20 protein-coding genes and 1 tRNA gene are annotated in these 17,975 nt (G+C 62.5%); 11 read left to right on the forward strand and 10 right to left on the reverse strand.

Annotation, left to right across the window (positions count from 1 at the left end; all coding sequences use genetic code 11):
- Positions 1–6 precede the first annotated feature (6 nt).
- Positions 7–726 (reverse strand): Crp/Fnr family transcriptional regulator, encoded by a 720-nt coding sequence (locus CK228_RS04490; protein WP_095787040.1) that lies wholly within the window; start codon positions 724–726, stop codon positions 7–9.
- Between the two features lie 220 nt (positions 727–946).
- Between CK228_RS04490 and CK228_RS04495 the strand changes: the two genes are divergently transcribed.
- A complete protein-coding gene (locus tag CK228_RS04495; protein ID WP_095772530.1) occupies positions 947–1,183 on the forward strand; it encodes a hypothetical protein in 237 nt (78 codons plus the stop codon).
- A 501-nt stretch (positions 1,184–1,684) separates the two neighbouring features.
- Here the strand turns inward: CK228_RS04495 and CK228_RS04505 are convergent.
- The gene (locus tag CK228_RS04505; protein WP_095772528.1) at positions 1,685–1,987 is read right to left on the reverse strand and encodes a DUF982 domain-containing protein; all 303 of its coding nucleotides are present in this window, start codon (positions 1,985–1,987) and stop codon (positions 1,685–1,687) included.
- Positions 1,988–2,184: 197 nt separating this feature from the next.
- Entirely contained in the window at positions 2,185–3,444 is a 1,260-nt protein-coding gene (locus tag CK228_RS04510) for an acyltransferase (RefSeq protein WP_095787041.1), read from the reverse strand.
- A 942-nt stretch (positions 3,445–4,386) separates the two neighbouring features.
- On the opposite strand from CK228_RS04510, the gene CK228_RS04520 reads away from it, so the two are divergent.
- Positions 4,387–4,941, forward strand: a complete 555-nt coding sequence (locus CK228_RS04520) for a hypothetical protein (protein ID WP_095787043.1) — start codon at positions 4,387–4,389, stop codon at positions 4,939–4,941.
- Positions 4,942–4,994: 53 nt separating this feature from the next.
- Here the strand turns inward: CK228_RS04520 and CK228_RS04525 are convergent, their stop codons facing one another.
- The gene (locus CK228_RS04525) at positions 4,995–5,288 is read right to left on the reverse strand and encodes a hypothetical protein (RefSeq protein ID WP_245437966.1); all 294 of its coding nucleotides are present in this window, start codon (positions 5,286–5,288) and stop codon (positions 4,995–4,997) included.
- 113 nt (positions 5,289–5,401) lie between these two features.
- A tRNA-Ser gene (locus tag CK228_RS04530) sits at positions 5,402–5,491 on the reverse strand.
- Positions 5,492–5,859: 368 nt separating this feature from the next.
- Between CK228_RS04530 and CK228_RS04535 the strand changes: the two genes are divergently transcribed.
- The 3 genes from CK228_RS04535 to CK228_RS04545 all read left to right on the forward strand — a co-directional run bounded on the left by CK228_RS04535 (position 5,860) and on the right by CK228_RS04545 (position 8,242).
- A complete protein-coding gene (locus CK228_RS04535) occupies positions 5,860–6,576 on the forward strand; it encodes a hypothetical protein (protein ID WP_245437967.1) in 717 nt (238 codons plus the stop codon).
- A gap of 134 nt (positions 6,577–6,710) precedes the next feature.
- Positions 6,711–7,034 (forward strand): hypothetical protein, encoded by a 324-nt coding sequence (locus CK228_RS04540; RefSeq protein WP_095772521.1) that lies wholly within the window; start codon positions 6,711–6,713, stop codon positions 7,032–7,034.
- A gap of 218 nt (positions 7,035–7,252) precedes the next feature.
- The gene (locus CK228_RS04545) at positions 7,253–8,242 is read left to right on the forward strand and encodes a BMP family ABC transporter substrate-binding protein (RefSeq protein WP_095772520.1); all 990 of its coding nucleotides are present in this window, start codon (positions 7,253–7,255) and stop codon (positions 8,240–8,242) included.
- Positions 8,243–8,298: 56 nt separating this feature from the next.
- Here CK228_RS04545 and CK228_RS04550 read toward each other — a convergent pair whose 3' ends face one another.
- Together CK228_RS04550 and CK228_RS04555 are read right to left on the reverse strand one after the other, a co-directional pair.
- Positions 8,299–8,697 (reverse strand): hypothetical protein, encoded by a 399-nt coding sequence (locus CK228_RS04550; protein WP_095772519.1) that lies wholly within the window; start codon positions 8,695–8,697, stop codon positions 8,299–8,301.
- Positions 8,698–8,719: 22 nt separating this feature from the next.
- Positions 8,720–8,929, reverse strand: coding sequence for a SlyX family protein (locus CK228_RS04555; protein WP_095772518.1), 210 nt, complete (start codon positions 8,927–8,929; stop codon positions 8,720–8,722).
- Positions 8,930–9,144: 215 nt separating this feature from the next.
- Here CK228_RS04555 and CK228_RS04560 point away from each other — a divergent pair, with 215 nt between their 5' ends.
- The 6 genes from CK228_RS04560 to deoA all read left to right on the forward strand — a co-directional run bounded on the left by CK228_RS04560 (position 9,145) and on the right by deoA (position 15,505).
- Complete coding sequence (locus CK228_RS04560; RefSeq protein ID WP_095772517.1) at positions 9,145–10,677, forward strand: ABC transporter ATP-binding protein; 1,533 nt, start codon at positions 9,145–9,147, stop codon at positions 10,675–10,677.
- Entirely contained in the window at positions 10,674–11,813 is a 1,140-nt protein-coding gene (locus tag CK228_RS04565; RefSeq protein ID WP_095787044.1) for an ABC transporter permease, read from the forward strand. The genes CK228_RS04560 and CK228_RS04565 overlap by 4 nt, the downstream gene beginning before the upstream one ends.
- A gap of 1 nt (position 11,814) precedes the next feature.
- Positions 11,815–12,786 carry an ABC transporter permease gene (locus CK228_RS04570; RefSeq protein ID WP_095787045.1) on the forward strand — a complete coding sequence of 324 codons (972 nt, stop codon included), beginning with the start codon at positions 11,815–11,817 and terminating at the stop codon, positions 12,784–12,786.
- Between the two features lie 167 nt (positions 12,787–12,953).
- Positions 12,954–13,346, forward strand: a complete 393-nt coding sequence (gene cdd / locus CK228_RS04575; RefSeq protein ID WP_095772514.1) for a cytidine deaminase — start codon at positions 12,954–12,956, stop codon at positions 13,344–13,346.
- Positions 13,347–13,376: 30 nt separating this feature from the next.
- The gene (locus CK228_RS04580; RefSeq protein ID WP_069093120.1) at positions 13,377–14,186 is read left to right on the forward strand and encodes a purine-nucleoside phosphorylase; all 810 of its coding nucleotides are present in this window, start codon (positions 13,377–13,379) and stop codon (positions 14,184–14,186) included.
- Positions 14,186–15,505, forward strand: a complete 1,320-nt coding sequence (deoA, locus tag CK228_RS04585; protein WP_095772513.1) for a thymidine phosphorylase — start codon at positions 14,186–14,188, stop codon at positions 15,503–15,505. The genes CK228_RS04580 and deoA overlap by 1 nt, the downstream gene beginning before the upstream one ends.
- On the opposite strand, the gene CK228_RS04590 is transcribed toward deoA, so the two are convergent.
- The 3 genes from CK228_RS04590 to CK228_RS04600 all read right to left on the reverse strand — a co-directional run bounded on the left by CK228_RS04590 (position 15,506) and on the right by CK228_RS04600 (position 17,921).
- Entirely contained in the window at positions 15,506–16,069 is a 564-nt protein-coding gene (locus CK228_RS04590) for a TIGR02281 family clan AA aspartic protease (RefSeq protein ID WP_095772512.1), read from the reverse strand.
- 121 nt (positions 16,070–16,190) lie between these two features.
- Entirely contained in the window at positions 16,191–16,820 is a 630-nt protein-coding gene (upp, locus tag CK228_RS04595) for a uracil phosphoribosyltransferase (RefSeq protein WP_010911460.1), read from the reverse strand.
- A 126-nt stretch (positions 16,821–16,946) separates the two neighbouring features.
- On the reverse strand, positions 16,947–17,921 hold the full coding sequence (locus CK228_RS04600) for an adenosine deaminase (RefSeq protein WP_095787046.1): 975 nt from the start codon (positions 17,919–17,921) through the stop codon (positions 16,947–16,949).
- Positions 17,922–17,975 lie beyond the last annotated feature (54 nt).

Raw genomic sequence — 17,975 nt, forward strand, 5'->3', positions numbered from 1 at the left:
AATAAACTAACGCGGCTCCCGCATCATGCTGAGATAGGTGGGATCGAACTCGGCGATTTCCTGCAGCCGGTGCCAGTCGAGAATGGTCACCGTGTGGTTTGCCCAGTTGACGACCCCGACCTTGCGCAAGGCGCCGATAACCCGGTTCATGTGCACCACCGACAAGCCTAGCACATCGGCCAGTTCAGCCTGCGAGAGCGGCAGGTGAAAGCTCATGCCACTGGCCCGCTGCACCACCTGCAGCCGCACGAAGAGTTCACAGACGAGATGGGCCAGATGCGAGGTCTTGGAGCGCCGCCCCATGGCGACGATCCACTCGCGGTGGATGGCGCCGTCGACCAGCGTGTCCAGCCACAACAGCCGGGTCAGGTGCGGCGCCTGCTCGGTGATGGCGCGAAGCCGGCTATGGTCCGCGAACATGACATGACAGGGCGACAGAGCGACGATGCCGTGATCCATGGTCTTCAGCAGGAAAGCGTGGAGATCGACGAAATCGCCGGACACCTGCAATGAGGTGAACTGCCGGCCGCCATTCTCCAGCACCTTGTAGCGCGCCGCCAGCCCATCGAGGATCAGCGTCGAATAAGTCGGACGCGACCCCGATGCGACGATGTCCTGGCCGGTGGCGAAATGCCTCTCGAACGTCATGGCGCCGGCGAGCAGCGCCTTCTCGGCGTCTGACAGCGCGTCATGCTGCCCCAGGTTCAGATAGAGGGATTCAAGCACCGCAATCTCCGGCGAAAGGGCTTCGACAGCCGATCGCCATCTTGTTCTGTCGGAAGCAAAGGCGGCTTCGGCTGCATACGCCGTTGGCCGCTGCTAAGCATTAACATTTGTTAGCGCCTGCTTGTTCCGCGGCAAATGCCCCTCTGACGGAACAACTGGTTGGTCCGCGAATTGTCGGTTGAATATTTCGCCATCTCATCAGTCTGAGGTTCAGCCCATCATGCCTCGATATTATCTTGACCTCTACAATGGCGACGGTCTGACGGTCGATGATGACGGCCAGGTCTTCGAGACCCGCGAACGCCTACGGCGCGAAGCGATCCGCATTCTGCCCGACATCGTCCGCGACGAGATCATCGAAAACGGCCACACCGCCATCACCGTCAAGGTACGCGACGAGGAGGGACACCAGATATTCGAGGCGTCGCTCGTCGTCTCGTCAGGTTGGTGTGACTGACACCTCTCTATCCCGGAACATCTATGACAAAAGCCTTCCAACCATCATTTGTAATCGCCGCCCCCGCCGCAACGCTGCACCATGCGGGGCCGGAAGATGATGGAGGCGGCGATTTGTTCCAAATCAACGCTGGTTCGTAATGGAGTTAGCAGCACATGGTCCGTGCAAAAGTCGACACCCAGCGCGATGAGCGCGCCAAGCGTGAATCGCAGATCGTACTCGACGCCGAGCGGGCGGCCCGCGAAGCAAAGACAGCCAGATTGAGAGAGCTGCGCCTCGCAGCGCAGTCATCGCAAGAGCCCGATCCGACGAGGCCCAAGCCGACGCGTCGGCGCGCGCCTTCGAAAGGTTGATCGCCTACACCGTTGGGCAAAACATCATCGGCAGATGACGGCGATCCTTGTGATCGCCTTGCAACAAAGCGAAGCCCGGCTCGGGAAGGCCAAGCCGGGCTTTCGGTGGTGGCGGCGTTAGCCGCCACGACGGGAGGTGGCCTCAAACTCAGGCGGCGTAGCCGCCATAGCCGCGCGCGACGGCGCGCGCCACGATGTCCGGCTCGACTTCGGGCCAGAGGATGCCGGTTGCTTGTGCGAACTCGACGAGCGCATGGCGCGCCTCGTCCCTGGTGATACAGCCTTCCAGCGCAAGGCCGCACGCCTCCACGGCATTGCGATGGAGGGGGCCACGGCGCGAGGTCGTCCAATCGGTCAGGAAATCGTGCATTTCGGCCAGCGAGGCAATCTCGCGCTTGAAGCCAAGGCCGACGGTCAGTGCGACCGGTGAATGAAACAGCTTGTCGTGCATGAAGCAGGCTCCTGATTATAGCAGCGCCAGGAGAAATATCCGGGCTGGTCCACGGACGGGACGCCGTGAAACGCGCTGCGGGCCAAGCGGTTCCGGGCCGGGAGCATTTCATATGAAATGCGGCGGTCGTGCTCTGATCGCGATGCCCGCATCGTTCGCGTCAGCCCAGGCCAAACAGCGTTCGAATGGCCCGGAAATCATCGCTCTTGGGCGTTGTGCGCGGCCTGCAGACTGTCTTGTGAGACGTCCGCGGTGCGCCAGGGCTGCGCTGCGTCAGCGGCTGTCGTCTCACGCACCTCGCGCTGCGTCGACAGGCGAAGAACTGCCGCAAGACGGTTTCCCAGCGAGACGCCCGGCTTTTCGATCACAAGGTGCGCGACCAGCGCCATGAGGACCAGAAGCACCATCGCAATCAATATCACGAGCCAATATTGGGCGGCATTGTCCATGGCGAAGGCCCGCAGGGGGGCGATGGAGAACGTCGAGACGAAGGCAAGCCCTTGCAAGAGATAGATGCCAAAGCTGATCTCGCCCAGCCGCACTGAGCGGGAGGCCGTCAGCAGACCAAAGAAATCAGCGCCCGTCACCACCAGGAAGAAGGTGGCAATGCATAGCAGCATCGGCCCCGGCGCGTAGGCAGTCTTATAAACGGCGAAGATACACACCAGCATCACCAGGGCGGCGGCGGACAAGGCATGCCGATGCCACTTCACCAGCAGGCCTTGCGCTTCAAGCGTTGCGCACAACATTCCGCCCGCGAAAAGCCCCAGAAAGCCGAAGGCGGGGCGGCCCCCGTTCACTGACATGAGAATTGAAAACGCCAGGAGAAAGGCTGGCAAGCCCATGCGGGCCACCGGATGCCGGCTGAATATCGCCGCGATCGGCAGGCTGAAATACAACAGCCATTCATAGGGCAAGGTCCAGGTTACGCAGGCCAATACGCAGACGCGGGAACTCGAAAGCGGGACATAGCCGAAGACACCGAACAGCAGATTGAAAAATGCCCGCTCGTAGGTCGCGAAGGCCGAATAGTCGATCGCGCCATCGGCGACCTCCAAAGCCATCGCCGTACCGACGGCCAGAACATAGAGCGGCCCGATCCTGAAAGCCCGCTTGAGGAACAGGGTCGGAAAATCCACGGAGGACTTTGCCGACAGCAGTTTCCCCCAGAACAGATAGGCGGAGATGATGAAGAACAAGGATACGCCCACCTGTCCCAGTGGGCCATAGAATGCCGAAGGCGGATACTTCCATGCGCCGGTCGCCAGCATTTCATGGTAGATGACGGCGTGGTGAAGCACGACGGCAAGCGCCAGATAGCCTCGCATTCCGTCTATTGCCCGCACCCTGGAGGAGTTCGATTCGAAACCTACCCGCTGAAACAGCGGCATGCCCGCAAGCGGCCAAAGCAGCGCGACGACCACGAAAGCGGGCCAGATGTCATAAAGTCCAATCACGATTGCTCCGAGCCGATGCGCACAGCACGCTGAGTCGCCTTGTTGGACTATGCAACCTTGCCCGGAGCCCGCACAAGCGCTCGCCACCATCCGCCAACCGAACAATCACTGGCCTGCCCTGGCCGAAGCCGTCGAGCGCATGCACGACGACCGGTTCTTGTCGAGCACAAGGCCGCCCACAATGCACCGCGCTTGCTGGCCATGGTTGCCGTGGTGCTGGAACGGGAACTGTGGAGACCGCAAGACGGTGACGATAACCAGCCTGGAGAAAGTCACAACCTCGGTGACCGCGCCGTGGCGCGCACCGCCTTGCTCGTGACGCCCAACGAAGCCCGAATTATGTAGAACTGGAGTTCGCGAGTGGATCGATCTTCGTCAGGCGCTCTCTGGCCTCGATGACACGCTGCTGAGCGGCTCTTATCCTGCCGCAGAGCGCAATATTGATTCCCACCCCGCAATCTTCGTCCAGCATTTCCTTGGCGCGTCTGAGGGTGACCTCCGCCCGCTTAACTCGCCGGCGCGCCGACCGCGTGCGGTTCGTTCCGTTCAATCTGTGAAGGTCCAGACACCGGCCGCCCTAAACTGCGGATCTCGGAAAACCTAATGACGCTTCGGAGGCCTGCGCGCCCTATTGTTTGGTGTTGGATCTCTTGATCAGGCCATGGGCATCCCGCCGACGCCGCAGCGCATCATGCCTCGCACTGCCGAGGATGTCGAATCTTGCGATGCGTCCAAAACAGCAACATCACCTGTTCGGGGTCGGTGGCTTTGTACTACTCTTCGAATTTCACGGCGTACAGACGGCCACCTCGGAGTGTGCTATAGTGAAAGATAAGTTGGACTGAAGAAGTGCGGGTCGCATGCGTTTGGAGCTGGTGGTCGGCAACTTTGACTTATTGAGATGCAGACTAGCGAAAATACCGTGGAGGGGGATTTTTTAACATGGAGGACCCACAGCCCGCTGACCGCGCCTCAAAAATTATTAACAATACCAAGGTCATATTCGAAATACTTGGTATAATAGCGGCTGGGGTTTGGGCTTTTTTCGTTTTTGGAAAAACTCAAGACCCCCAATTCCATTCGCAATTGAACGTTTCGTCCAAGATAAATTTCTTTAGGTCCGTAAGCGAATCCGGCTCTTGCGTTACAGCGATCAACGTAACGATCTCCAACGATCGAAATGCTAGCGTTAAGGTAAAGAGCCTGAGCCTTCGAGTATGGCATTTCGACTTTCCGTCCTCTCAGAGCGGAGGGGGGTATTTTGACTACGAAGCGCTCAAGCAGACAAAACCGACCTGGGAGTTGCCCAAAGGAGCAGGGTCAGTGCTTATGGGACAATACTACCCGAAAACCGATTACGGATACCAGTTTCAATTTATTGGCGATAGAAAAGAGAGGTATGTATACTACATAGCCCAGATTGAAACTGACCCAGTTGAGGTCGGAATGGAAACTTTTTCTTCTTCTGAAACTGAAAATAATTGCAACAGAGTGTAAAATTCTCGAAGGGGATAACAGTTCGTCACAGGGCGACATCAGCTCCCTTCCACTCACCGGACAAATGAAACTTCCATGTCCGGCACGTCACCATTGACAAACGGCGTGGTCGGCAGGCCGTAATCGACAACCACCGGGTCGGCATCCAGGCTCCAGGCGATGACGCCCACATGGTTACTAGCCAATGCCTTTGCAGTTCGGATTGCCCGATCTTCGCTCTGCTGATCAGTCGGCCCGTACATCGGAAACAGTTCGCCATGGTTGCCTCGGTCGAACGCGACCACGACAATCAGCTTTCGTTTCTTCTGACTCGGCAGCACTAGAAAGCGCAACGGAAACAGCGGCACCCGGGAGTGCGCCGATCCGATAAGATTTCTGGGGCACCAGCATGGGGCACCGGCATTCAAAGTCGCCGCTAAAAACGGAGGAACTTCAAAACGTTAGGAAGTCCTTGATATACTGGCGGAGAGAGCGGGATTCGAACCCGCGTTACGGTCTCCCGTAAACACACTTTCCAGGCGTGCGCCTTCAACCACTCGGCCACCTCTCCGTCCGTGCCTTCGCGCCGGCCGGTTTCGCCGCGCGGGTTGGGGAGATGCATCTCCTTGGGGCCGCGGCGCGGAATGTCCGCGCCATGGATGCCGCCCAACCAGCGGACATCCTTCCCCGGCACCTGAGCCGTCGAAGCAACAGGCGCGGGGCTCATCTAGTCGATCCCGCGCCGAATGCCAAGCCATAACGGCACTCTATTCGCTTTGCCGGCCACATGGCGGTTCGCGGGGCCGCCCTCGCACCGGTTTCCGCCGGCGCCGGCGCCGAATGATGTGCACAGGCAAGGCCATAAGACCCGCCGCGCTTGACTTCGCCGCCGGCCACCTGTCGAGTGAGGCAGAGGCTTTGCGGGGGCATCGTCCGGACATGACATCGAGCAGCGAACAACCGAGTGGGCAGGCGCCGGCCGGCCGCCCGGGTGGCGACCTTTTTTACGTCCCGGTGGGCTGGCTCATCTTCGTCATGGCGTGGTCGGTCTATGGCCTGGCCTCGGCATGGTGGCTGGTTGGCAATTCCGGCCTGCCCGACAAGATCTTCTATTTCCTCGTTGGCGGGCTCGTCGCCAATGTCATCACCATCCTGTGGGGGCTTTACCTGCTCGGCCTCGCCTTTGGCCGTTCAGGGCGTTTCCCCCGCCATTTCACCATCTGGCAGATCGCCACCATCGTCTGGGTGCTGGCGAGACAGGCCTATGTGCTGACCGTGCCGGAATTCGTCTTCTCCGCCAGGAGCCTCGGCATCACCGCCATCGAGATCGGCATCGGCCTGCTTTGCATCTACCTGTTGCGCCCCGGCTCGGGCGCCGGGACCGTCTACGCCAGGCCGCAAACCGAAGCGCCGCCGGTCTTCGTTTCCATCATCGCCGCCTTGCTCGGCATCATTCTGGGCGCCGTCATCGGTGCCCTGGTCGGCTTCTTCGCCGGCTCGGTGATCGCCGATGTCGCCGAGGTGAGCTGCTTCGAGGGTGGCTGCGGCTATTTCGCCGCCTTCATCGGCCTGGCCGGGCTGGTGGTCGGCGCCATTGGCGGCGGCATTCTCGCCGTCTGGCTCGTCCATCGACGCAGGCGCAAGCCTGTGGCATAGGGACAGAAAAGCGCGGGCCTTCAAATCCGCGCATCGCGGTTGCGGGCGGGCCAGACAAATTCTATTTCTCGTTTCGGGACACGTGCCGGAGATCCCTTGGGAAAGCATCCAGGATCGGCCGGGGGAGAACCTGGATGTTTCGCTTCATTTTCCGCCTTGCCGCGATGGTCGCGCTGTCGGTCTCCGTCATCATGGCGGTGCTCGACACGACGCGCACGGTGGCGGCTTCGGCGCTTGTGCTGACCCCGCTCAATGCCAGCTGGCTGGCGGTGTCGCCGGAAACGCGGGCGGCCTTCGAAACCTTCGTCCGCGCCAAGGCCAGCCCGCTTTTGTGGGATGGCGCCATCGCCTGGGTGCTCGACCAGCCGGGATTTGCCGTGTTCGCGGTGCTGGCCTTCCTGCTCTACGCCATCGGCTACAGGCGCCAGCGGCGCACCGGCCAATTCGCCGCCAACTGATCGGCAAAGGTTCGCCAGGCAAGATCGAGCTGCGGCGCGGCCTGCCCCGGCACGCTTTTCCAAAAGGTCAAAATTCCGCGTGAATTTTGTTTCGGGCCGTGCCAGATTGCCGCCGAGCGGGAGGGGAATACACTCCTGGCTGACGTCGCATGCCGGCCGCAGAACCGGGCAGGCAGGCGGGGCGTAACGGAAAAAATAACCGACAGGGTGTGGATCACATGAAACGTATCGTTCTCGGCCTCCTGGCCGCAACCGCAATGGTTCTTCCGGCTTTCGCCGCGGATGTCCAGCCGGCCATCCTCTATGATCTGGGCGGCAAGTTCGACAAATCCTTCAACGAGGCTGCCTTCCATGGCGCCGAGAAGTTCAAGACCGAGACCGGCACGCCCTATGTCGAGTTCGAAGTGTCCAACGCCTCGCAGCGCGAGCAGGCGCTGCGCCGCTTCGCCGAGGACGGCCACAACCCGATCGTCATGGCGGGCTTTGCCTGGGAAGATGCGCTGAAAGCGGTCGCGAAAGATTATCCCGACCTCAACTTCGCCATCATCGACGATGCCGTCGATATGCCCAATGTCCGCTCGCTGGTGTTCAAGGAAAACGAGGGTTCCTATCTCGTCGGCATCATGGCGGCGATGGCCTCGAAGACCAAGAAGGTTGCCTTTATCGGCGGCATGGACATCCCGCTCATCCGCAAGTTCGAATGCGGCTATGTCGGCGGCGCCAAGTCGGCCGGCGCTACCGACGTCATTCAGAACATGACCGGCGACACCCCGGCCGCCTGGAACGATCCGGCCAAGGGCGGCGAGATCGCCAAGACGCAGATCGACCAGGGCGCCGACGTGGTCTACGCCGCGGCCGGCGGCACCGGCGTCGGCGTGCTGCAGGCGGCGGCTGATGCCGGCAAGCTCGGCATCGGCGTCGATTCCAACCAGAACGGCCTGCAGCCCGGCAAGGTGCTGACCTCGATGATGAAGCGCGTCGACATTGCCGTCTACACCGCCTTCATGGATGGCAAGAACGGCACCTTCAAGGGTGGCGTCGAGAATCTCGGCCTCAAGGAAGGCGGCGTCGACTACGCCATGGACGACAACAACAAGGCGCTGGTGACGGACGAGATGAAGGCGGCGGTCGAGAAGGCCAAGGCCGACATCATCTCCGGCAAGATTCAGGTGCACGACTACACGGCAGACAACGCCTGCCCTTATTGATCGGCAGAGACTGATTTGCGAACCGCCGGGTGAAAGCCCGGCGGTTCTGCGTCGGCCTATAGTTTTCCGACGAAATAGCCGAGCGCGAAGACCACTATCAGCACGACGGCGACGACAAATCCGCGCCGGCCGCCAAGCGAATGCACGCCAACGCCGTATGGTGACCGGGACAGGCTTCGGATCACCGTCTGCGGTTTGGCATCATTGCCGAGCCCAACGCTGCGCATCTGTGGCAATTCGGCGAGGCGTTGCGTCACCAGCGTCCAATGATTGGCAGGCAAGGCAGGCTTTTCGGCACGATCAAACACATGCATGCGTTCGGCAAGCTGCAGCACGGCGTCGCGGAAGGCAGGGTCTATCTCCAGATCGCGCTCGGCCCGTTCGCGATCGGTATCGTTCATCAGGCCAAGCACGTAGTCGCCGGCTCGCGCGATACGATCCCTTTCACCGACCATGGCTTGTTCCCTCCCCTCGTCCTCACCAATGCGGCGGCTTGGTCACCGGCACGTCGGGCGCCGCCTGCTCCTCCAGTGCCAGGAAGCGATCGGTCAGCGCGTCGAGCTTGCGCTGCATGCGCTCGATCACCGTCCACTGCTCGGCGATCTGTCCCGACAGTTCCTCGATGGTCCTTTCCTGCTCGGCGGCGCGGATTTCCAGCGTCGTCAGCCGGTCGGCGGGCATGTTCATTCGCAGTCCCTGATCTTGCACCACAATGCCTTGCGTCGTGATGCGAATTTCGACGCCGTCATATTAGCGAATATGAAGCCTGCGGACACGTTGGAAATTGACAAGCGCACCGGGATTTGCCGAGAGTGGATACTGCTCCGGCCAATTGGCACGGGCCGGGCGTCATGCTAGGCATTTTGACCAAGCGATAAAAAAATAAGAGTGGGACTGGCTGCATGGCGCAAGCCGCAATCGAACTGATCGGCATCAACAAGAGTTTTGGCGCCGTACGCGCCAACCGCGACATCAATCTGGAGATCGCGCGCGGCACCATCCACGGCATCGTCGGCGAGAACGGCGCCGGTAAGTCGACGCTGATGTCGATCCTCTACGGATTCTACCAGGCCGACAGCGGCGAAATCCATGTCGGCGGCAAGCCGGCATCGATCAAGACGCCCAATGACGCGATCGCGCTCGGCATCGGCATGGTGCACCAGCATTTCATGCTGGTCGACAATTTCTCGGTGCTGGAAAACATCATTCTCGGCGCCGAAAGCGATGCCCTCTTGAAAAGCAGCATTGCCAAGGCGCGCTCCGAACTCGACCGCCTCGAAAGGGAATATGGGCTCGAAGTCGACCCCGACGCCATCATCGAGGAACTGCCGGTCGGCCTGCAGCAGCGCGTCGAAATCCTCAAGGCGCTCTATCGCGGCGCCGAGATCCTGATCCTCGACGAGCCGACGGGCGTCTTGACGCCGGCCGAAGCCGACCATCTCTTCCGCATCCTCAAACAATTGAAGGAACAGGGTAAGACGGTGGTGCTGATCACCCACAAGCTGCGCGAGATCATGGCCATCACCGACAATGTCTCGGTCATGCGCCAGGGCACGATGGTGGCGACGCGCGAAACCAACAAGACGACGGTGGGCGAACTGGCCGAACTGATGGTCGGGCGGCGCGTGCTTTTGAGGGTCGAAAAGGGCGAAGCGGAAGCCGGCGCCGTCAAGCTCGCGGTCAAGAACCTGACGGTGAAGGATTCGCGTGGCGTCACCATGGTCGACGATATCTCCTTCGACCTGCGCGCCGGCGAGATCGTCGGCATCGCCGGCGTCGCCGGCAACGGCCAATCCGAGCTGCTCGAGGCGATTTCCGGCATCAGGCATGCCGTTTCAGGCTCGGTCATGCTCGACGGCAAGCCGATCGACCTGACGGGTGCCGCCGACCCCGGCGAATTGCGCGACCGAGGGCTGGCGCACGTGCCGGAGGATCGCCATCATGTCGGGCTGGTGCTGGCCTTCGAGGAGAACGAGAATTCCATCCTCGGCTATCACGACGACCCTCGCTATCTCAAAGGGCCGTTCCTCAACGTCGATGCCATCATGGCCGACGCCAAGGACAAGATCGAGAAATACGATATCCGTCCAGGCAATCCGCGCCTGAAGACGGCGAACTTCTCCGGCGGCAACCAGCAGAAGATCGTTCTGGCACGGGAGATGGAGCAGGATCCGGGTGTGCTGATCGTCGGCCAGCCGACGCGCGGCGTCGACGTCGGCGCCATCGAATTCATCCACAAGCGCCTGATCGCCATGCGCGACCAGGGCAAGGCCGTGCTGGTGGTCTCGGTCGAACTCGACGAGATCCGTTCGCTCTCCGACCGCATCCTCGTGATGTTTGCCGGCCGCATCGTCGGTGAGCGCGGTCCGGAAGCGACCGAGGGCGAGCTTGGCCTGCTGATGGCGGGCGTCGAGCGCCAGGAGGCAGCACTTTGAGCACGCCATACGCCAAACTGCCGGCCTGGGCCGATTATGGGCTGATCCCGCTGATCAACCTGGCGGTCGCCTTCATCGTCGCCGGCTTCGTCGTGCTCCTGGTCGGCGAGAACCCGTTCCGCGCCGCCGTCATCCTGGTTGAGGGCGCCTTCGGCAAGGGAACGGGCATCGCCTTCACCCTCTTCTATGCCACCACCTTCATCTTCACCGGGCTTTCGGTGGCGGTGGCGGCGCATTGCGGCCTGTTCAACATCGGCACCGAGGGACAGGCCTATATTGCGGGCCTGGGCATCGCCATCGTCTGCCTGTCCTTCGACAGCGTGCTGCCCTGGTGGCTGACATTTCCGATGGCCATCGTCGCTTCGGCGCTTGTGGGCGCGTTGTGGGCGCTGATCCCCGCCTACCTTCAGGCCAGGCGCGGCTCGCACATCGTCATCACCACCATCATGTTCAACTTCATCGCCGCCTCGATCATGGTCTATCTGCTGGTCGGACCGCTGAAGCCGGCGGGGTCGCAGGCACCGCAGACCCGCAACTTCCTTGCCGGCGCCGAACTGCCGAAACTCAACTGGATCATCGAGCTGTTCGGCGCCAAGATCCGCTCGGCGCCGCTCAACGTCACCTTCCTGCTGGCGCTGCTCATGGCCTTCCTGGTCTGGCTGCTGATCTGGCGCACCAAGCTCGGCTATGAGATGCGCACCTATGGCCATAGCCCCAAGGCGGCGCGCTATGCCGGCATTTCGGAAACCCGCATCATCATCACCGCGATGATGATCTCGGGCGCGCTGGCCGGCATGATGGCGCTCAATCCGGTGATGGGCGACCAGCACAATGTCGCGATCGACTTCGTCTCCGGCGCCGGCTTCGTCGGCATCGCCGTGGCGCTGATGGGGCGCCTGCATCCGGTCGGCATCGTGCTGGCGGCGGTCCTGTTCGGCATGCTCTATCAGGGCGGCGCCGAACTCGCCTTCGAAATGCCGGCGATCAGCCGCGACATGATCGTCATCATCCAGGGCCTGGTGATCCTGTTCGCCGGCGCGCTCGAACACATGTTCAGGCCTTACATCCAGGCGCTGTTCGCCTCGTTCAGTCCGAGATCGGTCGGCATGGAAGCGGTCAAGGGAAAGGGCGCCTGAGATGGATGTCTTTATCGCCATCGTGCAGATATTGGACTCGACCATCCGCTTGTCGGTGCCATTGCTGCTCGCCTGCCTCGCCGGCCTCTTTTCCGAGCGTTCCGGCATCTTCGACATCGGGCTGGAAGGCAAGATGCTGGTCGGCGCCTTCGCCGGCGCCGCCGCTGCTTCTGTGTTCCATTCGGCCTTTATTGGCCTTGGCATGGCGATCCTGATCTCGGTCGCCTTCGCCATGGTGCACGGCTTCGCCTCGATCACCCACCGCGGCAATCAGATCGTTTCCGGCGTGGCGATCAATTTCATCGCCGCCGGATCGACCATCATCCTCGGTCAGGCCTGGTTCCAGCAAGGTGGGCGCACGCCGGCGCTGCAGCCGGGCGAGCGGTTCGACGCGATTGTCTGGCCCGGCGCCGAGGCGGTCAGGGGCGTGCCGATCATCGGGCCGATCTATGCGGAACTGATCTCGGGCCATTCGCTGCTGGTCTACCTCGCCTTCCTGATGGTGCCGTTCACCTGGTGGGTGCTGTTCCGCACCCGCTTCGGCCTCAGGCTGCGCGCCGTCGGCGAGAACCCGGCCGCCGTCGACACCGCCGGCATTTCGGTCGCCTGGCTGCGCTACCGCGCCCTCATCTGCACCGGCATCCTCACCGGCGTCGCCGGCGCCTATCTGTCGATGGTGCAGAATGGCGGCTTCGTGAAGGATATGACCGCCGGCAAGGGCTACATCGCGCTGGCCGCGCTGATCTTTGCCAAATGGAAGCCGGTCAACGCCATGTTCGCTTGCCTGCTGTTCGGTTTCCTCGACGCGGCGGCGATCCGCCTGCAGGGATCACCGCTGCCGATCATCGGCAAGGTGCCGGTGCAGTTCATGCAGGCCTTGCCCTATATCCTCACCGTCATCCTGCTCGCCGGCTTCATCGGCAAGGCCATCCCGCCGCGTGCAGGCGGCGTGCCCTACGTCAAGGAACGCTAATGCATGTCGCCCAAAAGTGACCTCGGTTTTGGGAGAACGACATGCATAAAACAGAGAGTTTAAGCGCGTCGCCTGAATCCGTTTCGACGCGACGCGCTTAAGGGTTGACGGCCCGGCGCGTGCCTCGCGCCGGGTTTTGGACACGATCATCGGAGAGAACAACTGAAATGTCGCATGATCTGTTCGAAGCGGCCAGAGCCGCCATGGCCAAGGCCTATGCGCCCTACTCGAAATTTCCGGTGGGCGCGGCCTTGCGCACCGAGGACGGACGCGTCTTCACCGGCGCCAACATCGAAGTCGCCTCCTATCCGGAAGGCTGGTGCGCCGAGACCACCGCGCTCGGCCACTACATTATGGGCGGCGGCGGCAAGATCGTCGAAATAGCCGTCCTTGCCGAACGCATGGCCAAATGCTCGCCCTGCGGCGGCTGCCGCCAGCGGCTGGCCGAATTCTGCCAACCGGACACAAAACTCTACCTCTGCGACAATACGGGCGTGGCCGAGACCGTGACCATGGGTGACATGCTGCCCTATGGTTTCCGCGGCGACATCTTGAAATGAGGAATTGGCTCAAATGAAGAGCGGGCTGCAATGACCGAAAAGGCGGTGGACCATCTGATCGAAAGGCTGGACGGCCTGGCGCCGTCGACGGCACTGGTGCTGGGATCGGGCCTCGGTGTCCTTGTCGACCGGATCGAGCACCCGATCCGCGTCCCCTATGCCGACCTGCCCGGCTTTCCCAGAAGCGGCGTCAGCGGCCATGCCGGCGAAGTGGTGGCGGGCCTGTTTGCCGGCAAGCCGGTGCTGATGCTGTCCGGCCGCGCCCATTATTACGAGCACGGCAACGCGGCGGCGATGCGCCCGGTGCTGGAAGTGCTCGCCGGCATCGGCATCACCAAACTGATCCTCACCAACGCCGCCGGTTCGGTCGACCCGGACATGCCGCCGGGCTCGGTGATGATGCTCACCGACCACATCAATTTCTCCGGCAGCAATCCGCTAATCGGCGAGCCCAGCGACCGCCGCTTCGTCGGCCTGACCGAAGCCTATGATGCCGGCATCCGCAAGGCGATCGAACGCGCCGCCAAGGCAACCGGCACCGCGTTGCACAAGGGCGTCTATATGTGGTTTTCCGGCCCGTGCTTCGAAACGCCGGCCGAAATCCGCATGGCGCGCATCATGGGCGCCAACGCCGTCGGCATGTCGACCGTTCCGGAAGTCATTCTCGCCCGTTTCCTTGGCCTGCGCGTCGCCGCCTGTTCGGTCATCACCAATCTGGCGGCCGGCATGACCGGAGCCGAGCTTTCGCACCAGGAGACCAAGGACATGGCGCCGGTCGGCGGGTCGCGGCTGGCAACGGTCCTGCACAGAGTGTTCCGCGACGGACTGCTGGAGAGCTGATGCTTCCGCAGGAAATCATCCGCCACAAGCGAGACGGTCACAGGCTCTCGGCCGGTGAAATCGCTGCCTTCATCGGCGGCGTGACCTCGGGCGCCGTCACCGATGGCCAGGCCGCGGCTTTCGCCATGGCGGTGTTCTTCAACGGCATGAACCGCGACGAGGCCGTGGCGTTGACGCTGGCCATGCGCGATTCCGGCGATGTGCTCGACTGGTCGGACCTGCCCGGCCCGGTCACCGACAAGCATTCGACCGGTGGCGTCGGCGACAATGTCTCGCTGATGCTGGCGCCGATCGTCGCCGCCTGCGGTGCCTATGTGCCGATGATTTCGGGCCGCGGCCTTGGTCATACCGGCGGCACTCTGGACAAGATGGATGCGATCCCCGGCTACATCACCCAGCCCGATCTCGCGTTGTTTCGCCAGGCGGTGCTGGAAACCGGCTGCGCCATCATCGGCCAGACCGCCGATCTGGCGCCCGCCGACCGCCGGCTCTATGCCATACGCGACGTCACCGGCACCGTGGAGTCGGTCCCGCTGATCACCGCCTCGATCCTGTCCAAGAAGCTGGCCGCCGGTCTGGGCTCGCTGGTGCTCGACGTCAAGGTCGGCAATGGCGCCTTCATGGAGAAGTCGCGCGACGCGACCGCGCTCGCCAACAGCCTGGTCGAGGTCGCCAGCGGCGCCGGACTGAAGGTCTCGGCGCTGATCACCGGCATGAACGAACCGCTGGCCTCGGCCGCCGGCAATGCCGTCGAGGTGCGCAGCGCCGTCGATTTCCTCACCGGCCGTCTGCGCGACCGGCGGCTGGAGGATGTGACGCTGGCGCTGGCCGCCGAAATGCTGCAGTCGACGGGACTGGTGTCGTCCAACCAGGATGGCTTGCGGCGCGCCACCGAGACGCTCACCAGCGGCCGCGCCGCCGCCACCTTCGCCCGCATGGTGGCGGTGCTCGGCGGCCCCGCCGATTTCATCGAGAAGCCGGAAAAATATTTGGCCGTGGCAGCCACGGAATTCGCGGTCAGGGCGACGACGGACGGCTTCGTCACCGGCATCGCCACCCGCGACATCGGCCTTGCGGTGGTTGGCCTGGGCGGCGGGCGCACGAGGCCTGACGACAAGATCGACCCCAGCGTCGGCATCACCAGGCTGCTGCCCATAGGCGCGGAAGTCCATGCCGGAGACGCGCTGGCACTGGTCCACGCCCGCTCGCCCTCCGATGCCGAGGCGGCCGCCGCCACCGTGGTTTCGGCCTATGCGATCGGCACCTCGAAGCCGCCGGCGGACAAAACCGTCATCCGGCGGATCCTGCCGCGCGGTTGATTATTGGATGAGCAGCAGCGTACCGTTTTCGGCCTGATATTTGCCGAGCCGGCTGAGGAAGCTCATGCCTATCAGATTGGTGCTGAGCGCCCTGTCGTCGAGCACGATGGCTTGCACGCCGTCGACGCTGATGCTGCCGATCTGCAGGCGGTCGATCGTCACCACCGCCGCCTTGATCGAGCCGTTGGCGGTGTTGACCTCATGGCTGAAATCGGACGGATTGAGCGACAGCCCGATCCTGCGTGCCGTCGAGGTGTTGACGGCGACCAGCGTGGCGCCGGTGTCGATCATGCCGTCGACCTGACGGCCGTTGAGCTTGAAGGTCGACGAGAAATGCCCGCGCCCGTCCGCGGTGACGACGACCTTGCGGCCGGTCGCCAGCGGCGCCGCCGGTCTGTCGGGAACCGACGCCAGGTTGACCTGCGGTTGTGCCTCGACCTCGGGCCTGGCCGTCACCGTCGATTTCAGCAGGTCTTCGAACATCCGCGGATTCGACTGATAGACGACCGGGATCGATGCCGATGTCCCGGCAAAGACGCTGAGGATGAGAAGCTTGCGCAGCATGGATCGGCCTTCGTGAGAGCCAATCGTTTAGCCCCGGCATGGTATTTGCCGCTTTAACGGGGGCTAAAACCGCGCCGTTGCGTAAATATTCGGTAAACAGTACCAGGAATTTTGCCTGCTGCTATTTCGTCCCGTACATGCGGTCGCCGGCATCACCGAGGCCGGGCATGATGTAGCCCTTCTCGTTGAGCTGGCGGTCGATGGAGGCCGTGAAGACCGGAACGTCCGGATGCGCCTTGGTGAAACGCTCGATGCCTTCGGGCGCCGCCAAAAGGCAGAGGAAGCGGATGTTGGTGGCGCCGCGCCCTTTCAGTTTGTCGATCGCCGCGATCGCCGAATTGGCCGTCGCCAGCATCGGATCGACGACGATCACCAGCCGGTCGGCGAGATCGCTTGGCGCCTTGAAGAAATATTCGACCGCCTCCAGCGTCTCGTGGTCACGATAGAGGCCGATATGGGCGACGCGCGCCGCCGGCACCAGGTCAAGCAGGCCTTCCAGCAACCCGTTGCCGGCGCGCAGCACCGAAGCGAACACCAGCTTCTTGCCCTCCAGCGTCGGCGCTTCCATGGTCTCGATCGGCGTTTCGATCGTTGTCGTCGTCAGCTCGAGATTGCGCGTGACCTCATAGCCGAGCAGCAGCGATATCTCGCGCAACAGCCGCCTGAAACCGGCCGTGGACGTCTCCTTCTTTCGCATGATGGTCAGCTTGTGCTGGACAAGCGGATGGTCGACGACGGTGACGCCCTTCATGATGTTCTCCTGATGCGTGTCGCCCGGCGCGCGGACGCGCTTCAGGCAGCTGGAACGACCCTAGCGACTATGGACCGGCCAAGGAACCGCTTGGCCGCCATCGACCACAGCTTTGTCGGAAGAAAATCAGCGCGCCGCGCCGTTCAGCCGGGCTAGAAGTGCCGCTTTGGTCTTCCTGTCGACAAAGGCGGCTTCGATGGCGGTTCTGGTGACGGCGGCAAGCGCCTTTTCGTTCATCGCAAAATGCTCCGCCGCGATATCGTATTCTCGCTTCAACGACGTCCAGAAATAGGGCGGGTCGTCGGAGTTGAGCGTCACCTTGCAGCCGGCGGCCTGCAAGGCGGGAAACGGATGGTCGGCAAAACTGTCGAACACCTTGAGCGCGATGTTGGAGCCGGGGCAGCACTCCAGGACGATGCCTTCGTCGGCGATGCGCCGGACAAGGTCCGGGTTCTCGATAGCGCGCACGCCGTGGCCGATGCGCGAGGGGCGGATATGGTCAAGCGCCGCCTGGACCGTCTCCCAGCCCGTCAGCTCGCCGGCATGGATGGTGATGCCGAGCCCGGCCTCGCGCGCGATCTCGAAAGCCCTGACATAGTCCTCCATCTCGCCCACGCGTTCGTCGCCGGCAACGCCGAAGCCAGTGACCAGCGGATTCCCGCAGCGCGCCGCGAAGCGTGCCGCCCGTTCGATCGATTCCACGCCGACATGGCGCACGCCGGTGACGATCATGCGGCCCTCAATGCCGGTCTTGGCCTTGGCGCGCAGCATGCCTTCGCCCAGCGCATCGGTATAGGCCTTGGGCGAGAGCCCGGCTTTCGTCGCATGGTCCGGCGAGGTGAAGACTTCGGAATAGATGGCGCCATCGCGGGCAAGACTGGTCAGATAGTGATCGGCCAGCCGCGCGTAATCCTCTTCGGTGCGGAACAGATCGGCGGAAAAATCGTAAGCCGCGAGGAAGGACGTAAAATCGTGCCAGACGAAGGAACCGTTCTGGATATAGGGCGAGGCATCCTCGCCGTATTTCTGCGCCTGGCGGATGACGAGCTCTGGCGCCGCTGCCCCTTCAATATGGCAGTGCAGTTCCGCTTTCAAAGGCATTCAAACATCCCGTCGGTCAGTCCAGGTCTTGAAAACCCACCACCTGGAAGCGCG

The organism is Mesorhizobium sp. WSM4312, from assembly GCF_002294875.1.
Classification (GTDB): domain Bacteria; phylum Pseudomonadota; class Alphaproteobacteria; order Rhizobiales; family Rhizobiaceae; genus Mesorhizobium.